Genomic DNA, 18,956 nt, shown 5'->3' with positions numbered 1-18,956 from the left:
TTTTATGACTTAACGGAAAGTGATGGCGATTTTTTCTACACCGCTTGATAAGAGCTGGCTCTTTGTTTTTATTGCTCTTTGCGATATGTTTATCGCGTATTAACATGCAAAGGGAAGACAGCTAAGTGAGCTGTCACTCAATGGAATGAACTCTTCTCAGCCAGCAATATGTGCTCGGTCAATGACTTACGCTCGATCCATTGTTATTTCCGCAAAAATATAATTAAAAAACAAGGAAGATTATGAGTTGGTACCCAGACGATAAAATATGGCTAAAAGCACGCAAAGCACAGTGGAAAGAAGTGAAAGAGTCGCTAAAGGAAATGCGTTTTTATACTCCACAGGACGTTAAATTAATAAAAGAGTATTTCCTGTACGGCCCGGATAAGGAGCCACTGAGAACGGTGAATAATTACGGTGAAGTGCGTTGTAAAGTGCTTCACGTTGGTATGATAACCGTTTGGCTTCATCCCTCTTTTGAGCGCTCGTATATTGTTGAGGAACTTGATAAATATGAAGCGGGTACACGAAACTCAAATGACAGAGTTAAAGACTACTACAACGGCGGAGAGCGCTTGTTACAGCTTTGTGATCTAGATTATGCAACTCATAAAAGTGCGACAGATGAGGGGGAAACTAGCTTTTTTCAGGGTAAAGAGCAGTTACTGGCCGAATTATTATTACCTGCTTCGGTAGAGGAGGAGTCTTGGTATAAGTCTTGTGTAAAACATGAAGATTTGGAGAGGCTTAGTGAGGCATGCAGTGAAAAATTTGCTCTAGCTATTAATAGGCTGACGTTATTTTTCGATAAATATATGGCTGCTCCAAACCCAAACTATATTTATAGGTATCGCCTTTCTTATTGTATTAGTGCGCTAAAATATATAAAGCATTCAGAATTTAAGTCAAAACTGATGAAGAGGAATTTAGTGAGCCTGTTTACTTATCTTGATAAGTTCACTGATTGTCCGGACAAATATCCGAAATGTGTTGTGGAAACAGCGCAAGAGTTTACCCGTTTATTCAATGAAGCAGACTTGCCTGATCCAGTGCATGCTTTACTCGCCCCTTATATTAAAGCCGCCAAGGAGGGTACAGCCTAATGGAAAATGTCGTAGTGGTTGTCGCAACCTTCGCCAATGAAGCGGACTTACCGGAGTTTGTGTAAATCTTATTTATTGAAAAAGGTTGAAGAAGAAATGCTATTTGAGGTGATTTCCTTTGAGAATTTGGTACGGGAGCTATAAATGAAACTTTTTTTCAGCGATAGTCTAGGCTACTTGCACTCCGAAGGCGGAAAAGTAAAAGCTAGTCTTCTTGAAATAATATTATTTAAAAAAATAGATGGCAAGTGGGTTTTAGATAATTCATATAAAGGAACAAAATTCAAACAGTGTGTTGGAATAAATGGTGATAATGTCCCGGTTTATAAGCTCGAATCTGGCACTTTCTTATACGATCAAGTAAAGCCTGAAAGTTGGTTGGGAAAAGAGCTTTCAAATATAGATCCAAGCTACTTAATAGCGTTCGAGGATGATTTTATTTTACATTACAACCAGGATGAGTCCCATGGAGGTATTGTTTCTAACTGTAAAGAAGGCTCTTACGTCTTCACTGAAAAAACAAAAGGGGTAAGATTTAGGGGTGGTTTTATATATATTCAGGGGGAAAGGAAAAAAAGTTGTTTTCAAAAAAGAGATAAGAAGTTTGATTTGATTTGGGACTATAAGCTTCCTAGATATGAACCTTGGGCCCTTCCCCCATTACTTTTTGATGATTCAGTATTATTTATTTCACCTAGTGACGAAAAAGAAGAAAGAAAGACGAAAATTAGAGTGCTTATGCAGGTTGATGGTGCAGAAAAGTGGACTAAAGAGTACGACTTTAAGGCTAAAGAGTGTTTTATATATAAAGAAGCCTTAGTAGTTTCGTCCCTTGATGGTGTTTACTTTTTATCCCCTATCAACGGTGATGTGCTAGATGTTGTCGACGTTAGTAACTATAAGCAAAGGGAAAGAGGCTTAGTATTAGAGAGTGCATCGACCTATATTGATGGTGATAGCCTATTTTATTCTAGTTACCTTATAGGTAGTTTGTTTATATATAACCTTAGTGATTTAACGTTAAAAAAAGAGATCTCTTTACCTCAGGGTATTCATATCAAGCGTTTTATGGGTAAAGATGAAGCTAGTGGTTTGTATTACTTCTATGCCAGTCAGCCAAGAAAAGAAGTAGGTAATACCTTTTTGCTTGAACTTGATCCAAATAATTTGGATGCGCCAATAGAGTTTGAACCCACTCCTGATATTTCCTCACGCTTTGTTGCGGCTGAAGGCACGCCGGAGCAATGTGAGCTACATATAGATATCACCACAGAATCGCTTGATGATGCTATTCGTTTTGGTGAAATTACGGTACGTAAGCTGGCCATGCAGCACAGCCTGAGCTTATTACGCAGCGGCCCTTGTTTAGCTGAGCAAGGTTTAAAACCGGATGAGCGTTTTAATGGCACTATTCGCTTAGTGTTGCACGATGTGCAAGGTGATACAGCTAAAATTGATGAGTATCTCGCCACACTCAAACAGCGCGTGGATGAATGGGCGGCAGGCTTTGATACCTTAGTTGGCTGGTTTAAAAACCCCGATACGGGAGGCTATATTCGCACTCAGGTATTCCCTCGACGTGCGGGGCAGCCCGAGCAAGTGCGTATTCTTCCAAAAGGAAACCCCTTTGCAGAGCATGAGCTTGATGACTTTGTTTCCGATTTAGAAAGTGACACGCTGAAACTGGATAACAAACATTACGTTGCACGTCTGACCGAGCTAACAGAGGCGATAACTAGCGAGCAAAGTAGTCCTCAAGACATGGCAACGGCCAGCTATTTTCAGGGAGCACTGGCTTACATGAACAATGATGAGCAAGCCGCGTTGGAACACTATTTCACAGCCGCTCAGCAAGGGTGCTTTACAGGGGTACTAAGTTACATGGACTTAGGGGGCATTCCACAGCCAGGGCAACCGCTATTCACCTTGGTAGCTGCTTACAACCTAATAGGTCAGGACGCGTGGAGCGCACAAGAGGACATAGATGCGCGTATAAAGCGCTTAACGGATAGCGAACGACACGAGCTGGATAACGCTGCACAAGCGATTGTTGATGACTGGCAACGTAATGACGTTAAGAGTTTTAACTTGGTATAACACGTGAGGCGCTCTCATCGGATAGTATGTTTGAGAAAACAACTACCTAATATGGGGGGGGAGGCTAAAAACCAACTAATCCCAAGCACATCAAGAGGTGGTTTATCGATGAAAGAGGGTAAAGACGGCGAGCCAGAAAGTGTAGGTCAGTTGTTAGATGAGCTGGGTGATTTAATAATAATGCTTTGTTAACAGGGTGGTTTGGCGATAAAGTAGTGGTTTACTCAATGGTTTAATGTTGATTCTAATTAAAATATGCAAGAGCGGTGAGGTGGCTTTTATTTCAAAGTGAGGTGATTTATATATTTAAAAGTGAAGTTTTTATTCATGATATTTTTAAAAGATCATAAGGGGTGAATGGTTGAAAGTTTATTATAGTGATCAGCTTTATTTTAACTCTCTAGGTAGTCCGGGTTTTAATCTGTCCTTGTTGGAGAACTCGTATTTCTCTCTAGTTAAAGGGAGGTGGGTGATTGAAAGTTACTCTTGTGACGAGGCTTTTAATAATTCGGAGGTTGAAGAGAAAGCTAAAAATCTTGTTGAAAAAGCTAATTTAAACGCGAAAGAGAATTTAGAGGCCATTCTAAGTAGAGTTGAACCGTCCAAGATAATTTGCGTCCATGATGAATTTGTTATTTATCATGGCGCGAGTTGCGGGAGGAATGAGGAGTTAATTTCCGAGTCCTCTGGCAGTAGATTTTTATATGAGGGGCAATTTCTAGGTGTTTATCCATTTAATGAGTATTTATACTTTCAAGGCGTCAGAGGTAACAGTAGCTTTCAAAAGCGAAACTTGAGGCTTGAGCCTGTTTGGGAATATAAACTTGACAGGCGTGAGTATATATCTTTGGATTTTTTGTTTTTTGAAGATAGTGTTGTTTTTATTTTGCCAGGTGAATTTGATGGTGGGATGCGCACAAAAGTTATATCAATAAATGATAGTTGTGGTAGCGAAAATTGGGTTGATTTCTACACTTTTAAGGTTCAGAACTATATTCTTTATAAAGGGCTTTTGTTGATAGCCGCTTTAGAGGGTTTTTATGTTTTAGATATCAACAAAAATGAGATTTTGTATGGCTTTGAGTTTGGTTATGAAGGGGGTGGGGTGAATGCTCTAGACTCACATAATGCCAATATATATCATGATGAGCGTAGGATATATGTTTGTCATTCACCGCTAGGCAAGTTGTATGTATTCGATTTGTATGATTATTCAATAGTTAAAGAGGTTTCTTTGCCTCAGGGGATTCATATTGATAGCTTCATGGGTATAGGTAAAACCAGTGGTTTGTATTACTTTTACGCCAGTCAGCCAAGAAAAGAAGTAGGTAATACCTTTTTGCTTGAACTTGACCCAAATAACTTGGATGCGCCAATAGAGTTTGAACCCACTCCTGATATTTCCTCGCGCTTTGTTGCGACCGAAGACACGCCGGAGCAATGTGAACTACATATAGATATCACCACAGAATCGCTTGATGATGCCATTCGTTTTGGAGAAATTACGGTACGTAAGCTGGCCATGCAACACAGCCTGAGCTTATTACGCAGCGGCCCCTGTTTAGTTGAGCAAGGTCTAAAACCGGATGAGCGTTTTAATGGCACTATTCGCTTAGTACTGCACGATGTGCAAGGTGATATAGCTCAAATTGACGAGTATCTCGCCACACTCAAACAGCGCGTGGATGAATGGGCGGCAGGCTTTGATACCTTAGTTGGCTGGTTTAAAAACCCCGACACGGGAGGCTATATTCGCACTCAGGTATTCCCTCGACGTGCCGGGCAGCCCGAGCAAGTGCGTATTCTTCCAGAAGGAAACCCCTTTGCAAAATATGAGCTTGATGACTTTGTTTCTGATTTAGAAAGTAGCACGTTGAAATTGGACAACAAACATTACGTAGCACGGCTAACTGAGCTAACAGAGACGATAACTAGCGAGCAAAGTAGCCCCCAAGACATGGCAACGGCCAGCTATTTTCAGGGAACACTGGCTTATATTAACAATGATGAGCAAGCCGCGTTGGAACACTATTTCACAGCCGCTCAGCAAGGGTGCTTTACTGGGGTACTAAGTTATATGGACTTAGGGGGCACTCCACAGCCAGGGCAACCGTTATTCACTTTAGTAGCTGCTTACAACCTAATAGGTCAGGACGCGTGGAGCGCACAAGAGGACATTGATGCGAGTATAAAGCGCTTAACGGATAGCGAACGACACGAGTTGGATAACGCTGCGCAAGCGATTGTTGATGACTGGCAACGTAATGACGTTAAGAGTTTTAACTTGGTATAAGGCTATAAGAAATAGCCTTAGCATTAACTAAAAAAAGACAATAAAAAACAAGGAAGACAATGAGTTGGTACCCAGACGATAAAACATGGCTAAAAGCACGTAAAGCACAGTGGAAAGAAGTGAAAGAGTCGCTTAAAGAAATGTATGTATATGAGCCAAAAGACGTTAAATTAATAAAAGAATACTTTCTTTATGGCCCGGATAAAGAACCTATGAGAACGGTGAATAACGATGGGGGGATTAAACGAAAAATATCCTATATGGGCATGGTTGCTATATGGCTATACCCATCATTCAATAAAGAGTCTATTATTGAAGAATTACATAAATTTAGGTCAACCGTCCAATATCAAGATGGTTCCATTATGCAATATGACACTGGGGCTAACCGTGTATTAGAGTTTTGTGAGGATGACTTTGAAGCTCATAAAAGCGCCACAGACGACAGGGACACTAGCTTTTTTCAGGGCAAAGAGCAATTATTGGCCGAGTTATTATTACCTGCTTCGGTATAAAAATAGCTTAAAAGATGGAGATGATGATAGGATTAACGAAAAGTGTGAGAGAAAAATCAGGAAGGTAATTAATGTGCTTTCATTATATCTTAGCAGGCATATGGAAAACCCGAATCCAAACTATATTTATCGCTATCGCCTCTCTTACTGTATTAGTGCACTCAAAAACTTTAAAGGAAGTGAATTTAGGGCGAAAATATTAAAAGAAAACCTAGTAACCTTTTTTACTGCTCTCGAAAAAATTACTGCTTCCCCAGACGATTACCCGCAGTGCTTTGTGGAAACGGCGCAAGAGTTTACTCGTTTATTCAATGAAGCAGACTTGCCTGATTCAGTACATACTTTACTCGCCCCCTATATTAAAGCCGCCAAGGAGGGTACAGCCTAATGGAAAATGTCGTAGTGGTAGTTGCAAGCTTCGCTAATGAAGCGGACCTAGCACGGTTTTGTTTTTATATCGACTTTGAAACACGCCCTGATTTTGAGGACGAGGTGCCAGAACACGAGCAGCCATTATTTGCATTGTGTGAAGAGTTATCAATGCCGTACGAAAAAATATCTCAGGGTCTGCAAATTCAGTATGATTTTTTAAACATGCCTGAACCTAATGAGCAGCTAGTAGCCATGGGCGCTCTTGCCACAGCGCTGAATGCTAAAGCGTTTGCGTGCACCTGGCGAGATGAATATGACGTCGGTGCCGGGATATTAAAGGCAGGAGCATACGAGCCTGTAGCCGGTGAGCCAACCGATAATCAGGACAAAAACATTGCCAAGCGCTTAAAAAGACAAAGTCTGGATGAGGTGGCTGCTTACCTAATAGAGCAACAGCTAAAAACCAGCTAATCCCAAGCACATCATTATAAACGCAGTGGGTGTCGACTGGCTGCGTTTTTGTTGTGTGAGCCATAAAAAAAAGCCGAACGAGTCGGCTTTTGCACATTCACGAAGTGTCCATTCAATGAACGAGGTACCTGCAACCGCGTGGCGGTTGCTGTTAACTATCGGCCGTCTTCAAATGACGCCGTAGCTGAAACTTTGCTCCACGAGCCATTACTGTAAAGAATGGTTGCTTCGGCTTTATATGGGCGGAAAGCACGAATTTCAAAAGAGCACGACGTGCCCGAGGTGCCGCACGATGAGGCCGCATTAGACCAAATAACACTGTCGATTTGTGAGCCGTTCCCTACCACGCGAAAAACGGCGGTGCTTGATGTCGCACCATAAACCAGTGCGAAACAACGGTTAGGTGTAAATTGATCGTATGCCTGAGTATCGACATAACATTCCATGCTGTCGGCGCTTGCTTGGGCGCTAAATAGTCCACCAATCAGTAGAGCGGCTGATGCAATAAGTGTTTTCATTGTTCTCTCCATTTGAATCATTCCACGGGCTCTACAACTGCTTATACTCCTGTAAGCCATCGATATTGCCTTTGATTAAGACAGTGGAATTACCCTATAAGAGAAAAAACAAAAAATAAACACTAAATTAACATTTGTTTCTAAAATAAGTAAAAAGTAGGAGGCCCTGATGTTCCAAGGGCCGAGTGATTAGCCTATTTTGAAATCAAGCTGGACCGAGGTTTTTGCTTTAACAGCTTGATTATTTTCAAACTTTGGTGCGTATCGCCACTGCTTAACAGCATTAACAGCCGCTCTTTCAAACGCCGCACTGCCGTCGGAGTCCAGTACGCTGACATCTTCAACGAAGCCGCTCTCGTTCACGGTGAACTCCATTTGTACCCAGCCTTCTCGGCGTTGGCGCACGGCGATAGCGGGGTAGCGCGGAGGAGTGCGATACAATGGGGTTTGCTCTTGATTCTTCGCCCACGGACGCATCTTTGCGATGGCAACACAATGCTTAGTGGCTTGCTCGGATTCACCTTCTTGCTCATACAGCGCGACGAGCTGCGAGTGAGCTTGCAGCTCAGCAGGGTGGTCAAAACTAAAGTTATCATCAAAAATATTGACCACTTTGTTAAAACGTTCAATGGCTGTATGTCGACGCCCTCGGGCTTTGTCTACCGCACCTAACAGCATGGTGACATTAATCATTTCGACCGTGTCATCGGCGATATGCGCTTGATAGTATGCTTCGGCTTCATTGAGGTAGACTACTGCCGCACGGCCTTTATCAAAGTCCAAGCGGCGAAAATAAATTTCGGCACCGTCTACTTTTAAATCGGCGACCAATTTAGCTTTTTGTTGCTGCTTTGCAATATCTATTGCACGTTCGATGGCCTTCTCAACGGTGTGTGCCTTATCCGCGCTTTTGGCAATGCCCATTAACGGGTCGATAAGGCTTAGTGGGTCTGGGTTAGGCTGCTGCTCTAAAATCGTCAACGCCTGTTTATAAAGGGTCGCGCGTCGCTGCGCATTCGTGGGTGAAGGAGCCATCGCGTTGGCGTAGTTAATGGCTAACTTAGCAACAGCTGGCGATGTTTCACCAAAGGTGCTCAGGCCTACCTCATAGGCGGTTTGTGCATGCTGCTGCACATTCTCGCCAGTGTGCAGTGCTTGCTCAAAGGCGTCATAGGCGGCATCGAAATCAGGTGTCGGTGCGGCGGCACTTATCCAAGGTGAGCCTAGTAAAGCCAATAGGCCGATATTGAGAGACTTTTTTAACATCTTACACTCCTTTGTTTTGCGGCTATTTTATCTGACCCTATTTTTAGTGCAACAAAAGATAGGCTCAGCATTGCTCAAGCGCGCTTTTGAAAAATCTTCACTGAGTGTGTGTAGTGCTTGCTGGTACAGAGCCATTTATTTTCACTGTTTAATCTTAATTTATTGATTTTTAAAGGTTTAAATAGTTGGTGCTGTTTTTGCTCCCATAAGCTCGACGATTAAATTTAAAGGAGAAGGTTATGGCAAAGACGGTAACAACCGTAAATCCAAGTAATGGTAATCCATTAGCTGAGTACACCTTATTATCACAGTTTCAAGCAGAGCAGGCAGTCGATGCTGCCCATGACGCGTTTGGCCAATGGCGCAAAACGTCTTTTTCAGAGCGCGCTGAGAAACTGAACAAACTCGCCGACCTGATCGAACAAAATGAGAGCGCTTTGGTGACCTTAATGACCGAGGAAATGGGTAAAGTCACCGACCAAGGTAAACAAGAAGTGGCGTTGTGCGCGCAAATTTGCCGCTACACCGCCAAGCATGGCGCCAAAGAATTAGAAGATGAACACCGTTTCTTTGAAGATGGGCACGCCTTGGTGACCTATCAGCCCATAGGTGTGATTTTAGGGATCCAGCCTTGGAATTTCCCACTGTATCAAGTGATCCGTTATAGCGTCTCTAATATTATGGCGGGCAATACCACGGTGTTGAAGCATGCCAGCAATGTGTTTGGTATGTCGAAAAAAATTGAAGCGCTGTTTCTTGAAGCTGGGTTCCCTGAGGGCTGTTATCAATCACTGCTTATCGATGGCGCTACCGCCAGTAAACTTATTGCGCACGATAAGGTACGCGGTGTGACCTTCACGGGCAGTGATGAAACCGGTAAGAAAGTGGCGGAGCAGGCCGCGTCGGTATCGAAAAAGTCGGTACTAGAGCTTGGCAGTAACGACGCATTTGTGGTGCTCAGCGATGCTGATATTGCGCATGCGGTGTCATGTTGTATTCAAGGCCGTGTGGTCAATAACGGTGAAACTTGTGTTGCCGCCAAACGCTTTATTATCGCTGATGCGGTGTACGATGAATTTCGCGATGCTTTTGTTAAAGCGGCCAAAGAGCTGAAAATGGGCGACCCAAAAGAGTCCAGCACCGATCTTGGGCCGATGGCGCGAGATGACTTGCGCGACCAATTGCACCAGCAAGTGCAGCAATCCATTGAAGCCGGTGCAAAGTGTATTCTCGGTGGTGATGTGCCCCAAGGTGAAGGGTTCTTCTACCCGATCACCGTATTGGAAGACGTTAAATCGGGCATGCCCGCCTACGATGATGAGTTATTTGGCCCGGTGGCGTCGTTCATTCGTGCCAATGACGATGAACATGCCATGCAACTGGCCAACGACTCGCGTTATGGCTTAGGTGGCGGTATTTTCAGTGAGGACACAGAAAAAGCCGTGGCATTGGCAAAAACCGAGTTCGATACCGGTATGGTCAACATTAACGGCTATTCGTTAGCACAGCCTAACCTGCCTTTTGGCGGCGTTAAAGACAGCGGTTATGGTCGCGAGCACGGTGGCTTTGGCATGCGTGAATTCGTTAATGTTAAATCGATAATGATAGCGCAGCCCAACTAAGTGTTTGTTGCCCAGTTCAAACACCCGATAAATGGGTGTCGACTCGCTGTTTAAGTACAGGGTGGGTGAGGTGGCCGCTGAGCTGCCTCGCCTGCTGCTGGTTTTGTAAGCAACACAGTTTACTGGCTATGTCCGCTTGCTCACACAATTGCGCTAAAGGCGAGAGTTGAGCCCGACTGCGCTCCAACCTAATGCGGTGCAACCTACTGTGGTGCAACCCTTTTACAATCAGTTGCGGTAACTGCCAATAATTTGCCAAGGTTAAGGTTAAATCGTGACTGTATTCTCTAATTAGGCGCTTAAAGGCTGCGCTGCTAGGAGTGACGTCGGGGTCAACAACATTAAAGGCCTCTATCATAAGCTCAAAAATAATCATGGTGCCGAGGTTGTAAAGCAGTGCGGTAAAATATGCGGCGCCAGGGTCGGTTTCGCTATCGGCAGCTGCTAACTTGGCAAAGTCAGCCGTTTGCAACGCGTGCTGCCATATTTTTTCGCCAAACTGGCGGTAATAAATACTCGGGCGCGGCGTAAAGCGCTTAATATAAGATTGCACCACGCCCTCAAGCAGGCCATTGGCCCCCATACTCATAAAAGCGGCTTTAAGCTCGGTGATTTCTTGTTCGCGGCGGCGGTAACGAGGGCTGTTCGCTAGCTTGATAAGATCCGCTGCCATCGCAGGCTCCCGCTCTACCACAGCGAGTAATCGCTGCACGTCGAAATTAGGGTTATCCAGCTCTTTGAGCACCTGACTGATGGAGGCCGGCATAACGGGTAGATGTGACAGCAACTGCTCAGGCTCATGCATTAACAGGCTCAGTTGATGGTAAATGAAGTGACTGAGGCTGTCGCTCTGCTGCATTGGTCGAGCATCACAGCCAAATAAGTAATCGAGATAGGCGCCCTCTAAGTCGTTTTCGTAAGACATTGCTTGGTCGTCGACAGGGGCTTTATCGGCGAACGGTAAGGGCTCATTTTCCGGGGTTTTATCAAAAAACGCATAATTAGCGTCAACCTCAGCGGGCACAAACGATGGCAACAAAGCTCTTAGCAGCTTACGAAACATGAATACCTCTTTGTGAAAATCTACTTAAAAACGACCGCTTTATCTGAGCGAGTGTAGGTGCGGATTTGCGGTGATGTCCATTGCTCGTTTTGTAAGTATTGTGTACTGACTACTATTTTGCCATCCACGAATTGGCTCGTGGATTTTACTTGGGTGATCCCTTGAGCACTGCCGGTTACTTCCTCATATGCGGTGAAGCTGCCGTCATCGCCCACTTCAAGCCAGCCTTGAGTGTAAAAAGAGGCGGTAGTGAAATAATAAAACACCAGTTTTTGTTTACTTTGGTCCCAAAATATCAGTGATTCGCCACCATAATCGCCGTCATTGATGCTGTGTAAGGTGCGAATAGCAGTGCCATTGAGGGCACGCTGCCATTGGCTTACATCTGTGACCTGCTCTTGAGCGGGAGCGGGTTGAAACTGTGCCTGCCAAGTGCCTAAGTAGGGTTCGAAAACACTCAGTTGAGGTGACAATGAGCTCTTCGCAAGCGCGAGAGTCGGTAATAGCAGCAGGAGCGCTGCTAACAAAGGTTTCATAGTAATTCCTTAATGGTGGAGTATGGCTTTAGGTAAGCTTGAGACACAGCCTCGATAAGCTCAAGAAAAAAGAACAAAGAGATCATTTTTGCTAATTATTAACCTTGGGTTAATAGTTGGTTCTTTTTGTTTGTTGCTTTTGATTCTTTAATATCTCATATTTACAAGCGTTTACAAATTTTTGGTGGTTTAAATGTAAAATAATTGAAAACAGATTGGTGTTGTTTTATTTTGCTGTTCCTCATAAAAGAAACAACCAGGATATCCCATGTTTAAACCCACTTTTATCGCCAGCGCACTGCTTAGCAGTACCGCTGTATTTGCTCAAGGTCCACTGTTTGAAGTGTCATCGCAGCAAATGGCAAACAGCGTTAACGCTGCACAAGCAAATATGTCACAGCTCAGTGGCGCGCAGTTCCAATTAACCAGCAATACTGCCTCCTTGTCTTTGCCTGTTGATGGTGCGCAGGTACACTTTACTCGCAAAAACGCTAGCCTTAGCGCCAGCGGTAACCTTATTTGGCAAGGTGAAAATGACAATGGTGACTCGGTCACATTAGTGCAAACTGCAAAAGGCATCTCTGGTACGGTTAAAACCAACGGTGACGTGCTAAAGCTTAAGCCTGTTGGCGCCCATGGTCATCAGCTGCGTACACTCAAGCCTGAGCAAATGCCACCAGAGCACCAACCAGGACACGTTATGCCAGAAGGCCCACTCGCAAAGCAGGTTAGCGTCAATAATAGCCCTAGCATTTTCGCGCAGCCGCAGGCTGTTGCCGATACGCAAATCGACCTACTGGTGGTTTACACTGCCAAGGCCGCTCAGCTCTCTGGCGACATTGATGCCTTGATAGACCTTGCAATCAATGAGACCAATCAGGGTTATCAAAATTCAGGTGTGAATGCCACCGTCAGTCTTGCCCACAAAGCACAGGTCAACTACACCGAAGCGAGTAGCTCAGGCACCGATTTAAACCGTTTGGCCGGGACCAATGATGGCTACATGGATGAGGTGCATGGTTTGCGTGACCAGTATGGTGCCGATGTGGTGGTATTAGTGAATGATGTTAACGGCTATTGTGGTCAAGCTGATGCCATTGGTGCCAGCGCCAGCAGTGCTTTTGCCATGGTTGATTATGATTGTGCTACCGGCTATTACTCTTTCGGTCATGAAATTGGCCACCTTCAAGCGGCGCGTCACAACCCTGAAAACGACCCCACTAATTCGCCTTATGCCTACGGTCACGGCTACCAAGACCCAAGCTCGCAATGGCGTACGGTGATGGCGTATAACTGCAACAGTGGTTGTACTCGTATCAATTATTGGTCAAACCCAAACAAGAGCTACAATGGCACGGCGATGGGCACAACCACGCGCAGCGACAACACACGTGTTTTGAATATTACCAGTCCAACAATTGCTAATTTCCGCAGTGGCGGCACGCCACCACCGCCTCCAAATGAGCTTGAAAGTGGTCAGCCTATTAGCATCAGCGGTGCTAATGGCAGTGAAACGCTATACACCTTTGAAGTACCAGCCGGTGCCAGCAATATCAGCATTACCAGCTCAGGTGGCTCAGGTGACTTAGACTTGTATGTAAAATACGGCGCAACGGCATCGCAGAGTAACTATGATTGCCGCCCTTATGAAAACGGGAATAACGAGAGCTGTACAGATACGCGCGCAGGCACTTACTCAATTATGGTGCATGGTTACAACGCCTATAGTGGCGCAACCTTAGTGGCAAGCTATGAGCAAAGTGGCAGCGATTTACCGGTTGAGATCACTGAGTCAAACCTCTCGGGTAGCCAAGGTCAGTGGCAATACTTTACTGTTGATGTGCCTGCGGGCGCGAGCACGGTTGATGTAAGCACCTCCGGTGGCAGCGGTGATGTCGATTTGTATGTTCGTCAAGGCGCGCAGCCAACGACCTCTAGCTATGATTGTCGCCCGTATCGTTCAGGCAATAACGAGTCGTGTTCAGAGGCCGCAGCAGCTGGCACTTGGCATGTAGGCCTTCGTGCTTACAGCAATTACTCCGGTGCAACCTTGAATATTTCTGTGCAATAACAGGCTAATAAAACCAGCCTAAAGTTGCTGATAGCGGCGTTCAATCTCTTTTTTAACGCTCTCAGGAATAGATGACAAAAGGTGTTGCAAGCGCAACGCCTTTTTTTCGTTATTAGGATGGTAGCCGATGTATTGAGGCTCAATATGCAGGTTGTGTAAAAGCGCAACGGGCAAATCGAAATCATGAATAATTTTCGCGGCCCAGGTTCTATCCACCACAATGGCATCGACGCGACTATCGCTCAGCGTCGAGAAAAATGATTTAGCTTGCGCGTCTGTTGATTCGTAGTAAGAGCGAGTAACAATATCAGCATTGAGTGCTTCTAGTGCGTTATAGACTTCATCAGGGTAAGGGAACTCCTCAGCAATGAGAATAATGGGGGAGCGCTGCACAGCCTGCTCGTAAAAACTCTCTTGGCGATTGATGGCCACCGCTAACGTCAGCTCCCAGTTCACGAACGACTGGTCGAGCATTGCCAAGCCATCGGTTTCATCCACGTGCAAGGTGAAATCAAGCTTACCTTGGCTAACGGCTTCAACACAGCGTTTGTAGGGCAGCTCAGTAAAGATGACGTCAGTGCCTGAGTGTGACAGTGCATAGCGAATTAAATCGACTTCAATGCCTTTTGCTTGCATCGATTCGTCGACATAGCTGTAGGGCCACCACCTTTCAAAGCAAATTCGCAGTGGTGCCTGTGAGCCCCAGCTTGATGATGACCATAACTGCATCATGAGCAGTACAATGGCGCTTACAGCATATAATGTGTGCATAGCTTTAAGCGTAAACCACCGCCGCCAAGGTGCAAAAAATAAAAGGGTACACTTTCTTACAGTTTGCGTTAATGTTTAACGTTAAAGTGATAGAACGAGCATACGAAGGCATGAAAGGATACGCAGCATGCTTAAATTATTTATCGCGCTGGCCGCGCTGAGTATTTTAAATGGTTGTACGGTGGTGGGCATTTTAGTCGATGGCTATGCGCAGCCAAATATGCAGCAGCGCGCAGAAAAGCACTATACTGCCAGCACCCAAGGCGACCCGGGTAAATCCAGTTACACGCCAATAGATAATGATGGTTTTAGCTTCGCTAAACTTGGTTTGGCGATTGACTCGGCGGTCCTCGGTGCATTGCAAAAGCCAACGCCGAGCAAAAGCAATAAAGAGTGTAAGAAACTGTCTGACACTATTACTGAGTGTGATTTAGTTGCGCCCATGCAATCAAGTGCGCCTAGCGAACCGCAAAGCGAATTAGAGGCCATCGAGCGCCGCCATCATGAATAAGGGGTAGGTGATGGTGAGCAGCATGGCATATATGCACGCTACTCACCCGATGAAACCCGGTATTAGCGTTTAAGCTGGGCGGCTGGCTTATTTAGTAGTGCAATCATAGGCCTGTCGCTCATTACTTTGGTTTTAAGCGCATAGCCAATGAGTAGACCGACGATAAAACCGCCGATATGAGCGCCATAATCAACGCCATCGGGCAGGCTAAATAACCCGAATAAGTTAATACCCAGCCAAATAATGAAGAACCACATGGCGGAGAGCTTCTTCTGGTAAATAATGAACATAAAGGTCAAGCTGGCGTAGCGGAACCACATTAAATACATGCCAAATAAACCAGCAATGGCACCACTGGCACCGACACTGGGGATTGCACCATTACTTGAGAGCATGAGGCTGGCAACGGAGGCGAGCACCCCGCAAAGCAGGTAGTAGCCTAAGAAGCGCCAGTGGCCAAGTGCATCTTCGAGGTTATCGCCAATGATGTATAAAAAGTACATATTGCCTACCAGGTGCATAATAGAGCCGTGTAAAAACACACAGGTGAGCAAGGTCCAAGGCTCTTCCCCGGCGAGCACATCCACCGGGCGCATGGCAAAATATTCAAGTACAAACTCAAAATGGCTGGGAACAAAAAAGTAAGCGGCAAATATCAACACGTTCAACGCCACCAAAGCGCGAGTTACCCACGGGGTACGATGTGGTTTGATGTTGTACTCTACTGGCATTTGCGTTAGAAATTGAAATAAGTAGGTTTTCCATGACACCTTCTGGTTGAGCTCGCCAAGTGCCGCTTTTAGCTGTGGACTATTTTCGACACTTTCTAACTGCTCTTTTTCGATCCAGCTGCCATCGCAATGACGGCATACATCGATTTCGCTGTGGTAGTGCTCTAATAAGTGGTAGCGCTCCATTAATGTTGAGCAATCGGGGCAGTCACGCTCAGATATACCTACATGTTCACCAAAATTGTGTTCATATTTCTCACCCACAGGACCGTCGTTGACCTCGTTCAACATGCGATTGACTTCATTTTTTTCAAACCAAAGGCCACCACATTCTAAACACACATCAATTTCTTCACCTTGATACTCGGTCACTTCTAGGTATTCATCAACACAATGGGGACAGCGTTTATTCATGCTCTAACTCCTTGAGACTGCCAATTTGCACGTCGTTATCAGCTAATTCTTGTTTCAGTGCCTGGGCACTGCGCTTTAAATAGGGGAGCGTATTTTGCTCTAGGTCGGTTGCAAGTTTGCCTAGCTTTTCACTGGCGTGACGCGCTGACACCTTGCGCTTTAGCGCGCGTTCAATATAAAACTCACTTTGACTATAAAAACGCCGCGCAGCGGAGAGAATGGCACTTGGGGTTTCCAAAGTCGTGGGTGAGTATTGCATGGTGTGCCACACATATTTATCTAAAGTGGGTTTATTGAACTCAAGCTCAGATGTAGGCGGGCTCTTAGCCAGTAGCTCGGCATACGCTTGAATTTTTTGTTGGTTGTCGAGCAACTCATCGTACAGAGACGTACGCAGATAGTAGTTATCTTCCATTTTAGAGTAGGTATCGAATTTAATTGCCTGCTCTAAACCGCTTTGTGCGGCGAGGTAGACACCAAAAATGGTGGATAGCACCAAAAATACTTGGTTGAGCCAAAAACCGGTACTGCGTAGCTCTTTGTTGTCGACTTGTTGCAGCACTTTGGGGATTTTTTTGTCCTGTGATGGGGATGTTGCCATAACCGACTCCTTGGTAAAATGAGCCGAGATGGTAGGGGAAAGTGAGCACAGAGGCAAGCGCCTTGCGCTCACTTAATAGGCATTATATGAGCGTAAGCAGTTTGTATCCGCTCAACGTAATGATCAGTATCAGCAGCGGCATCGCCAGCACATTAATCAGCAGTGAGTTTTTAAATCTGCCCATGACCTTATTTTGATTCATTAGCCACAGCAGGTAAATGCAGATAATGGGTAATAACAGTGCATTGGTGGCTTGCGCGAAAATAATTACCGCCACTGGGTCTAAACCAAGACTGGCCACAACAGCACCAAACACTAATATCACCAACGCCACTTGCTTGAAGCGAGGGCTGTTGGTATCTCCTTGTAACCCGAGCATGCCACACACCGCGTAGGCACCCGCCAGAGGCGCCGTTATGGCGCTGGTTAACCCAGCGGCGAACAGTCCGAGTGCAAAAAAGTAATGAGCGCTGTCACCCAGTAAAGGCGTTAATTGCGAGGCCAGGTTGGCGGCACTGAGCTGACTATTGCCCTGACCAAAAAAGGCCACGCTCGCGGTGGACACGATAGCTAAGGTGATCAATCCCCCAAGACCAATTGATAAACCGGTATCCCAGTTGCTACTGCGAATGGCCTGTTGTTTATCTTGCTCACCTTGGCTGGCCCGTGCGACCACCCCAGAGTGAAGAAATAAGTTATACGGTACGATGGTGGTGCCAATTAACGCCAATACGGTGGTCAGTGATCCTTCAGGGAAGCTAGGCTTAAAACCTGCAAACATGGCACTGAGATCGGGGCTGGCGATGACCAGAGTCGCTAAAAAAACTAAACTCATCAGCAACACTAAAAAGATCAGTGCGCCCTCTATCAGCTTATATTTGCCGCTGTATAACAGTGCGGCGCTGATAATAGCAATCAAGGGTGTCCACAGCTGCGCTGAAGCGGAGGGAAATAACCCTTGTAAACCGAGACTGGCACCGCTGAGGTTACCTGCCTCATAGGCGGCACTGCCAATGCCAATGGCACTGATCACCAAAAATGCGGCAAGCCAACGAAACACAGGGGTTTCAATATGCGCGCGCAGTGCTTGGGCTAAATCTAGGCCGGTGACCACACCTAAACGCGCGGCCAGTGATTGCAATAAAATGGTTGCCAGCACTGAGAATACCAAGGCCCATAGCAAAGCAAAGCCAAAGTTTGCACCGGCTACGCTGGCGGTGGTAATGGTGCCTGGGCCAATAAAGGCGGCGGCAACCAGTAGTCCAGGTCCTAACTTCATATATTACCTGTCGAGGTTAAAAAAAGGCGCGTACGCTACCAGTTCATATCCAAATTTGAAAGAGTAAGACGTTACTCTATGCAATAAACAAGTGAATTTATACATTTAACCACAGAAATTTAACATCTGTGGCGGCCCAAAGTGACTCCCCTCATAGCTCACTGAGTGATTGTCTGCGTTCGATAATAAACAACCTGTGTCTTGTTGGCGCTAGTCTCCCAGCTCAGGGTGATCTAATAACACGGCTCCACCATCGACATTGGCGAGCTTATCTTCAGGGTTATAAATAGGGCAGCGTTGCATTGACAGGCAGCCGCATCCAATACAGCCATCAACATAGGCGCGTACTCGTTGCATGTAGGCAATTTTTTCATCGAGTTGGTGCTGCCATTGGCGTGACATGTTGGCCCAGTCTTCTTTATTCGGGGTGCGTTTTTCGGGCAGGGTACTGAGTGTTTCTTTTACCTCCTCTAGGGTGATCCCCATTTTTTGTGCGGCCTTGATAACCGCAATGCGCCTTAGTACATCTCGCTTGTAGCGGCGTTGATTTCCTTGGTTTCGCCAACTGCGAATAAGTCCTTTTTTCTCGTAAAAATGCAGCGCCGATACGGCGACCCCAGCACGTTTGGCGACAGTACCAACAGATAAATTTGCTTCCAATGTCATTTTGTTGTTGACCTAAACTTAACTTGAGCTTTTAGCCTTAGGTTAAACATACAAAT

19 protein-coding genes are annotated in these 18,956 nt (G+C 45.5%); 10 read left to right on the top strand and 9 right to left on the bottom strand.

What is annotated here, in order from left to right; translation table 11 throughout:
• Nucleotides 1–242: 242 nt before the first annotated feature.
• The 7 genes from EXT46_RS06225 to EXT46_RS06200 all read left to right on the top strand — a co-directional run bounded on the left by EXT46_RS06225 (nucleotide 243) and on the right by EXT46_RS06200 (nucleotide 6,851).
• A complete protein-coding gene (locus EXT46_RS06225; protein ID WP_130145987.1) occupies nucleotides 243–1,103 on the top strand; it encodes a hypothetical protein in 861 nt (286 codons plus the stop codon).
• Nucleotides 1,104–1,247: 144 nt separating this feature from the next.
• Nucleotides 1,248–3,200 carry a hypothetical protein gene (locus EXT46_RS06220; RefSeq protein WP_130145984.1) on the top strand — a complete coding sequence of 651 codons (1,953 nt, stop codon included), beginning with the start codon at nucleotides 1,248–1,250 and terminating at the stop codon, nucleotides 3,198–3,200.
• Nucleotides 3,201–3,230: 30 nt separating this feature from the next.
• Nucleotides 3,231–3,392 (top strand): hypothetical protein, encoded by a 162-nt coding sequence (locus EXT46_RS18835; protein WP_165381067.1) that lies wholly within the window; start codon nucleotides 3,231–3,233, stop codon nucleotides 3,390–3,392.
• A 718-nt stretch (nucleotides 3,393–4,110) separates the two neighbouring features.
• Complete coding sequence (locus EXT46_RS06215) at nucleotides 4,111–5,493, top strand: hypothetical protein (RefSeq protein WP_130145982.1); 1,383 nt, start codon at nucleotides 4,111–4,113, stop codon at nucleotides 5,491–5,493.
• Between the two features lie 59 nt (nucleotides 5,494–5,552).
• Nucleotides 5,553–6,008: a hypothetical protein gene (locus tag EXT46_RS06210; protein WP_130145980.1), complete on the top strand. Its 456-nt coding sequence runs from the start codon at nucleotides 5,553–5,555 to the stop codon at nucleotides 6,006–6,008.
• Nucleotides 6,009–6,108: 100 nt separating this feature from the next.
• Nucleotides 6,109–6,396 carry a hypothetical protein gene (locus tag EXT46_RS06205; protein ID WP_130145978.1) on the top strand — a complete coding sequence of 96 codons (288 nt, stop codon included), beginning with the start codon at nucleotides 6,109–6,111 and terminating at the stop codon, nucleotides 6,394–6,396.
• Entirely contained in the window at nucleotides 6,396–6,851 is a 456-nt protein-coding gene (locus EXT46_RS06200) for a hypothetical protein (protein WP_130145976.1), read from the top strand. Before EXT46_RS06205 ends, EXT46_RS06200 begins: the two co-directional genes overlap by 1 nt.
• A gap of 155 nt (nucleotides 6,852–7,006) precedes the next feature.
• On the opposite strand, the gene EXT46_RS06195 is transcribed toward EXT46_RS06200, so the two are convergent.
• Together EXT46_RS06195 and EXT46_RS06190 are read right to left on the bottom strand one after the other, a co-directional pair.
• Entirely contained in the window at nucleotides 7,007–7,369 is a 363-nt protein-coding gene (locus EXT46_RS06195) for a hypothetical protein (RefSeq protein ID WP_130145974.1), read from the bottom strand.
• Between the two features lie 189 nt (nucleotides 7,370–7,558).
• Nucleotides 7,559–8,635: a TonB family protein gene (locus EXT46_RS06190; protein WP_130145972.1), complete on the bottom strand. Its 1,077-nt coding sequence runs from the start codon at nucleotides 8,633–8,635 to the stop codon at nucleotides 7,559–7,561.
• A gap of 239 nt (nucleotides 8,636–8,874) precedes the next feature.
• Here EXT46_RS06190 and EXT46_RS06185 point away from each other — a divergent pair, with 239 nt between their 5' ends.
• On the top strand, nucleotides 8,875–10,257 hold the full coding sequence (locus tag EXT46_RS06185) for an NAD-dependent succinate-semialdehyde dehydrogenase (protein WP_130145970.1): 1,383 nt from the start codon (nucleotides 8,875–8,877) through the stop codon (nucleotides 10,255–10,257).
• Between the two features lie 16 nt (nucleotides 10,258–10,273).
• Here the strand turns inward: EXT46_RS06185 and EXT46_RS06180 are convergent, their stop codons facing one another.
• Complete coding sequence (locus EXT46_RS06180; RefSeq protein WP_130145968.1) at nucleotides 10,274–11,320, bottom strand: HDOD domain-containing protein; 1,047 nt, start codon at nucleotides 11,318–11,320, stop codon at nucleotides 10,274–10,276.
• A gap of 20 nt (nucleotides 11,321–11,340) precedes the next feature.
• Nucleotides 11,341–11,856 carry a hypothetical protein gene (locus EXT46_RS06175; RefSeq protein WP_130145966.1) on the bottom strand — a complete coding sequence of 172 codons (516 nt, stop codon included), beginning with the start codon at nucleotides 11,854–11,856 and terminating at the stop codon, nucleotides 11,341–11,343.
• A gap of 268 nt (nucleotides 11,857–12,124) precedes the next feature.
• Here EXT46_RS06175 and EXT46_RS06170 point away from each other — a divergent pair, with 268 nt between their 5' ends.
• A complete protein-coding gene (locus tag EXT46_RS06170) occupies nucleotides 12,125–13,927 on the top strand; it encodes a pre-peptidase C-terminal domain-containing protein (RefSeq protein WP_130145964.1) in 1,803 nt (600 codons plus the stop codon).
• Between the two features lie 18 nt (nucleotides 13,928–13,945).
• On the opposite strand, the gene EXT46_RS06165 is transcribed toward EXT46_RS06170, so the two are convergent.
• The gene (locus EXT46_RS06165; protein ID WP_130145962.1) at nucleotides 13,946–14,698 is read right to left on the bottom strand and encodes a transporter substrate-binding domain-containing protein; all 753 of its coding nucleotides are present in this window, start codon (nucleotides 14,696–14,698) and stop codon (nucleotides 13,946–13,948) included.
• 127 nt (nucleotides 14,699–14,825) lie between these two features.
• Here EXT46_RS06165 and EXT46_RS06160 point away from each other — a divergent pair, with 127 nt between their 5' ends.
• Entirely contained in the window at nucleotides 14,826–15,209 is a 384-nt protein-coding gene (locus tag EXT46_RS06160) for a hypothetical protein (RefSeq protein ID WP_130145960.1), read from the top strand.
• A gap of 62 nt (nucleotides 15,210–15,271) precedes the next feature.
• Here the strand turns inward: EXT46_RS06160 and EXT46_RS06155 are convergent, their stop codons facing one another.
• The 4 genes from EXT46_RS06155 to soxR form a co-directional block, all read right to left on the bottom strand.
• Nucleotides 15,272–16,354 carry a rhomboid family intramembrane serine protease gene (locus tag EXT46_RS06155; RefSeq protein ID WP_130145958.1) on the bottom strand — a complete coding sequence of 361 codons (1,083 nt, stop codon included), beginning with the start codon at nucleotides 16,352–16,354 and terminating at the stop codon, nucleotides 15,272–15,274.
• The gene (locus tag EXT46_RS06150; RefSeq protein ID WP_165381066.1) at nucleotides 16,347–16,955 is read right to left on the bottom strand and encodes a hypothetical protein; all 609 of its coding nucleotides are present in this window, start codon (nucleotides 16,953–16,955) and stop codon (nucleotides 16,347–16,349) included. The genes EXT46_RS06155 and EXT46_RS06150 overlap by 8 nt, the downstream gene beginning before the upstream one ends.
• Nucleotides 16,956–17,037: 82 nt before the next feature.
• Complete coding sequence (locus EXT46_RS06145) at nucleotides 17,038–18,234, bottom strand: Nramp family divalent metal transporter (protein WP_053909627.1); 1,197 nt, start codon at nucleotides 18,232–18,234, stop codon at nucleotides 17,038–17,040.
• 210 nt (nucleotides 18,235–18,444) lie between these two features.
• Entirely contained in the window at nucleotides 18,445–18,900 is a 456-nt protein-coding gene (gene soxR, locus EXT46_RS06140; RefSeq protein ID WP_130145956.1) for a redox-sensitive transcriptional activator SoxR, read from the bottom strand.
• Nucleotides 18,901–18,956 lie beyond the last annotated feature (56 nt).

Source organism: Pseudoalteromonas sp. CO325X, assembly GCF_004208955.1.
GTDB lineage: Bacteria > Pseudomonadota > Gammaproteobacteria > Enterobacterales > Alteromonadaceae > Pseudoalteromonas > Pseudoalteromonas ruthenica.
Note: the sequence above shows the minus strand (reverse complement) of the source record. Positions and strands in the feature narration are given on the sequence as shown.

Excerpts from the sequence above, each read along its gene's own strand:
- EXT46_RS06225 (WP_130145987.1), top strand. The coding sequence starts at position 243 with ATGAGTTGGTACCCAGACGATAAAATATGGCTAAAAGCACGCAAAGCA.
- EXT46_RS06220 (WP_130145984.1), top strand. The coding sequence starts at position 1,248 with ATGAAACTTTTTTTCAGCGATAGTCTAGGCTACTTGCACTCCGAAGGC.
- EXT46_RS06215 (WP_130145982.1), top strand. The coding sequence starts at position 4,111 with ATGCGCACAAAAGTTATATCAATAAATGATAGTTGTGGTAGCGAAAAT.
- EXT46_RS06210 (WP_130145980.1), top strand. The coding sequence starts at position 5,553 with ATGAGTTGGTACCCAGACGATAAAACATGGCTAAAAGCACGTAAAGCA.
- EXT46_RS06205 (WP_130145978.1), top strand. The coding sequence starts at position 6,109 with ATGGAAAACCCGAATCCAAACTATATTTATCGCTATCGCCTCTCTTAC.
- EXT46_RS06200 (WP_130145976.1), top strand. The coding sequence starts at position 6,396 with ATGGAAAATGTCGTAGTGGTAGTTGCAAGCTTCGCTAATGAAGCGGAC.
- EXT46_RS06195 (WP_130145974.1), bottom strand. The coding sequence starts at position 7,369 with ATGAAAACACTTATTGCATCAGCCGCTCTACTGATTGGTGGACTATTT.
- EXT46_RS06190 (WP_130145972.1), bottom strand. The coding sequence starts at position 8,635 with ATGTTAAAAAAGTCTCTCAATATCGGCCTATTGGCTTTACTAGGCTCA.
- EXT46_RS06185 (WP_130145970.1), top strand. The coding sequence starts at position 8,875 with ATGGCAAAGACGGTAACAACCGTAAATCCAAGTAATGGTAATCCATTA.
- EXT46_RS06180 (WP_130145968.1), bottom strand. The coding sequence starts at position 11,320 with ATGTTTCGTAAGCTGCTAAGAGCTTTGTTGCCATCGTTTGTGCCCGCT.
- EXT46_RS06175 (WP_130145966.1), bottom strand. The coding sequence starts at position 11,856 with ATGAAACCTTTGTTAGCAGCGCTCCTGCTGCTATTACCGACTCTCGCG.
- EXT46_RS06170 (WP_130145964.1), top strand. The coding sequence starts at position 12,125 with ATGTTTAAACCCACTTTTATCGCCAGCGCACTGCTTAGCAGTACCGCT.
- EXT46_RS06165 (WP_130145962.1), bottom strand. The coding sequence starts at position 14,698 with ATGCACACATTATATGCTGTAAGCGCCATTGTACTGCTCATGATGCAG.
- EXT46_RS06160 (WP_130145960.1), top strand. The coding sequence starts at position 14,826 with ATGCTTAAATTATTTATCGCGCTGGCCGCGCTGAGTATTTTAAATGGT.
- EXT46_RS06155 (WP_130145958.1), bottom strand. The coding sequence starts at position 16,354 with ATGAATAAACGCTGTCCCCATTGTGTTGATGAATACCTAGAAGTGACC.
- EXT46_RS06150 (WP_165381066.1), bottom strand. The coding sequence starts at position 16,955 with ATGGCAACATCCCCATCACAGGACAAAAAAATCCCCAAAGTGCTGCAA.
- EXT46_RS06145 (WP_053909627.1), bottom strand. The coding sequence starts at position 18,234 with ATGAAGTTAGGACCTGGACTACTGGTTGCCGCCGCCTTTATTGGCCCA.
- soxR (WP_130145956.1), bottom strand. The coding sequence starts at position 18,900 with ATGACATTGGAAGCAAATTTATCTGTTGGTACTGTCGCCAAACGTGCT.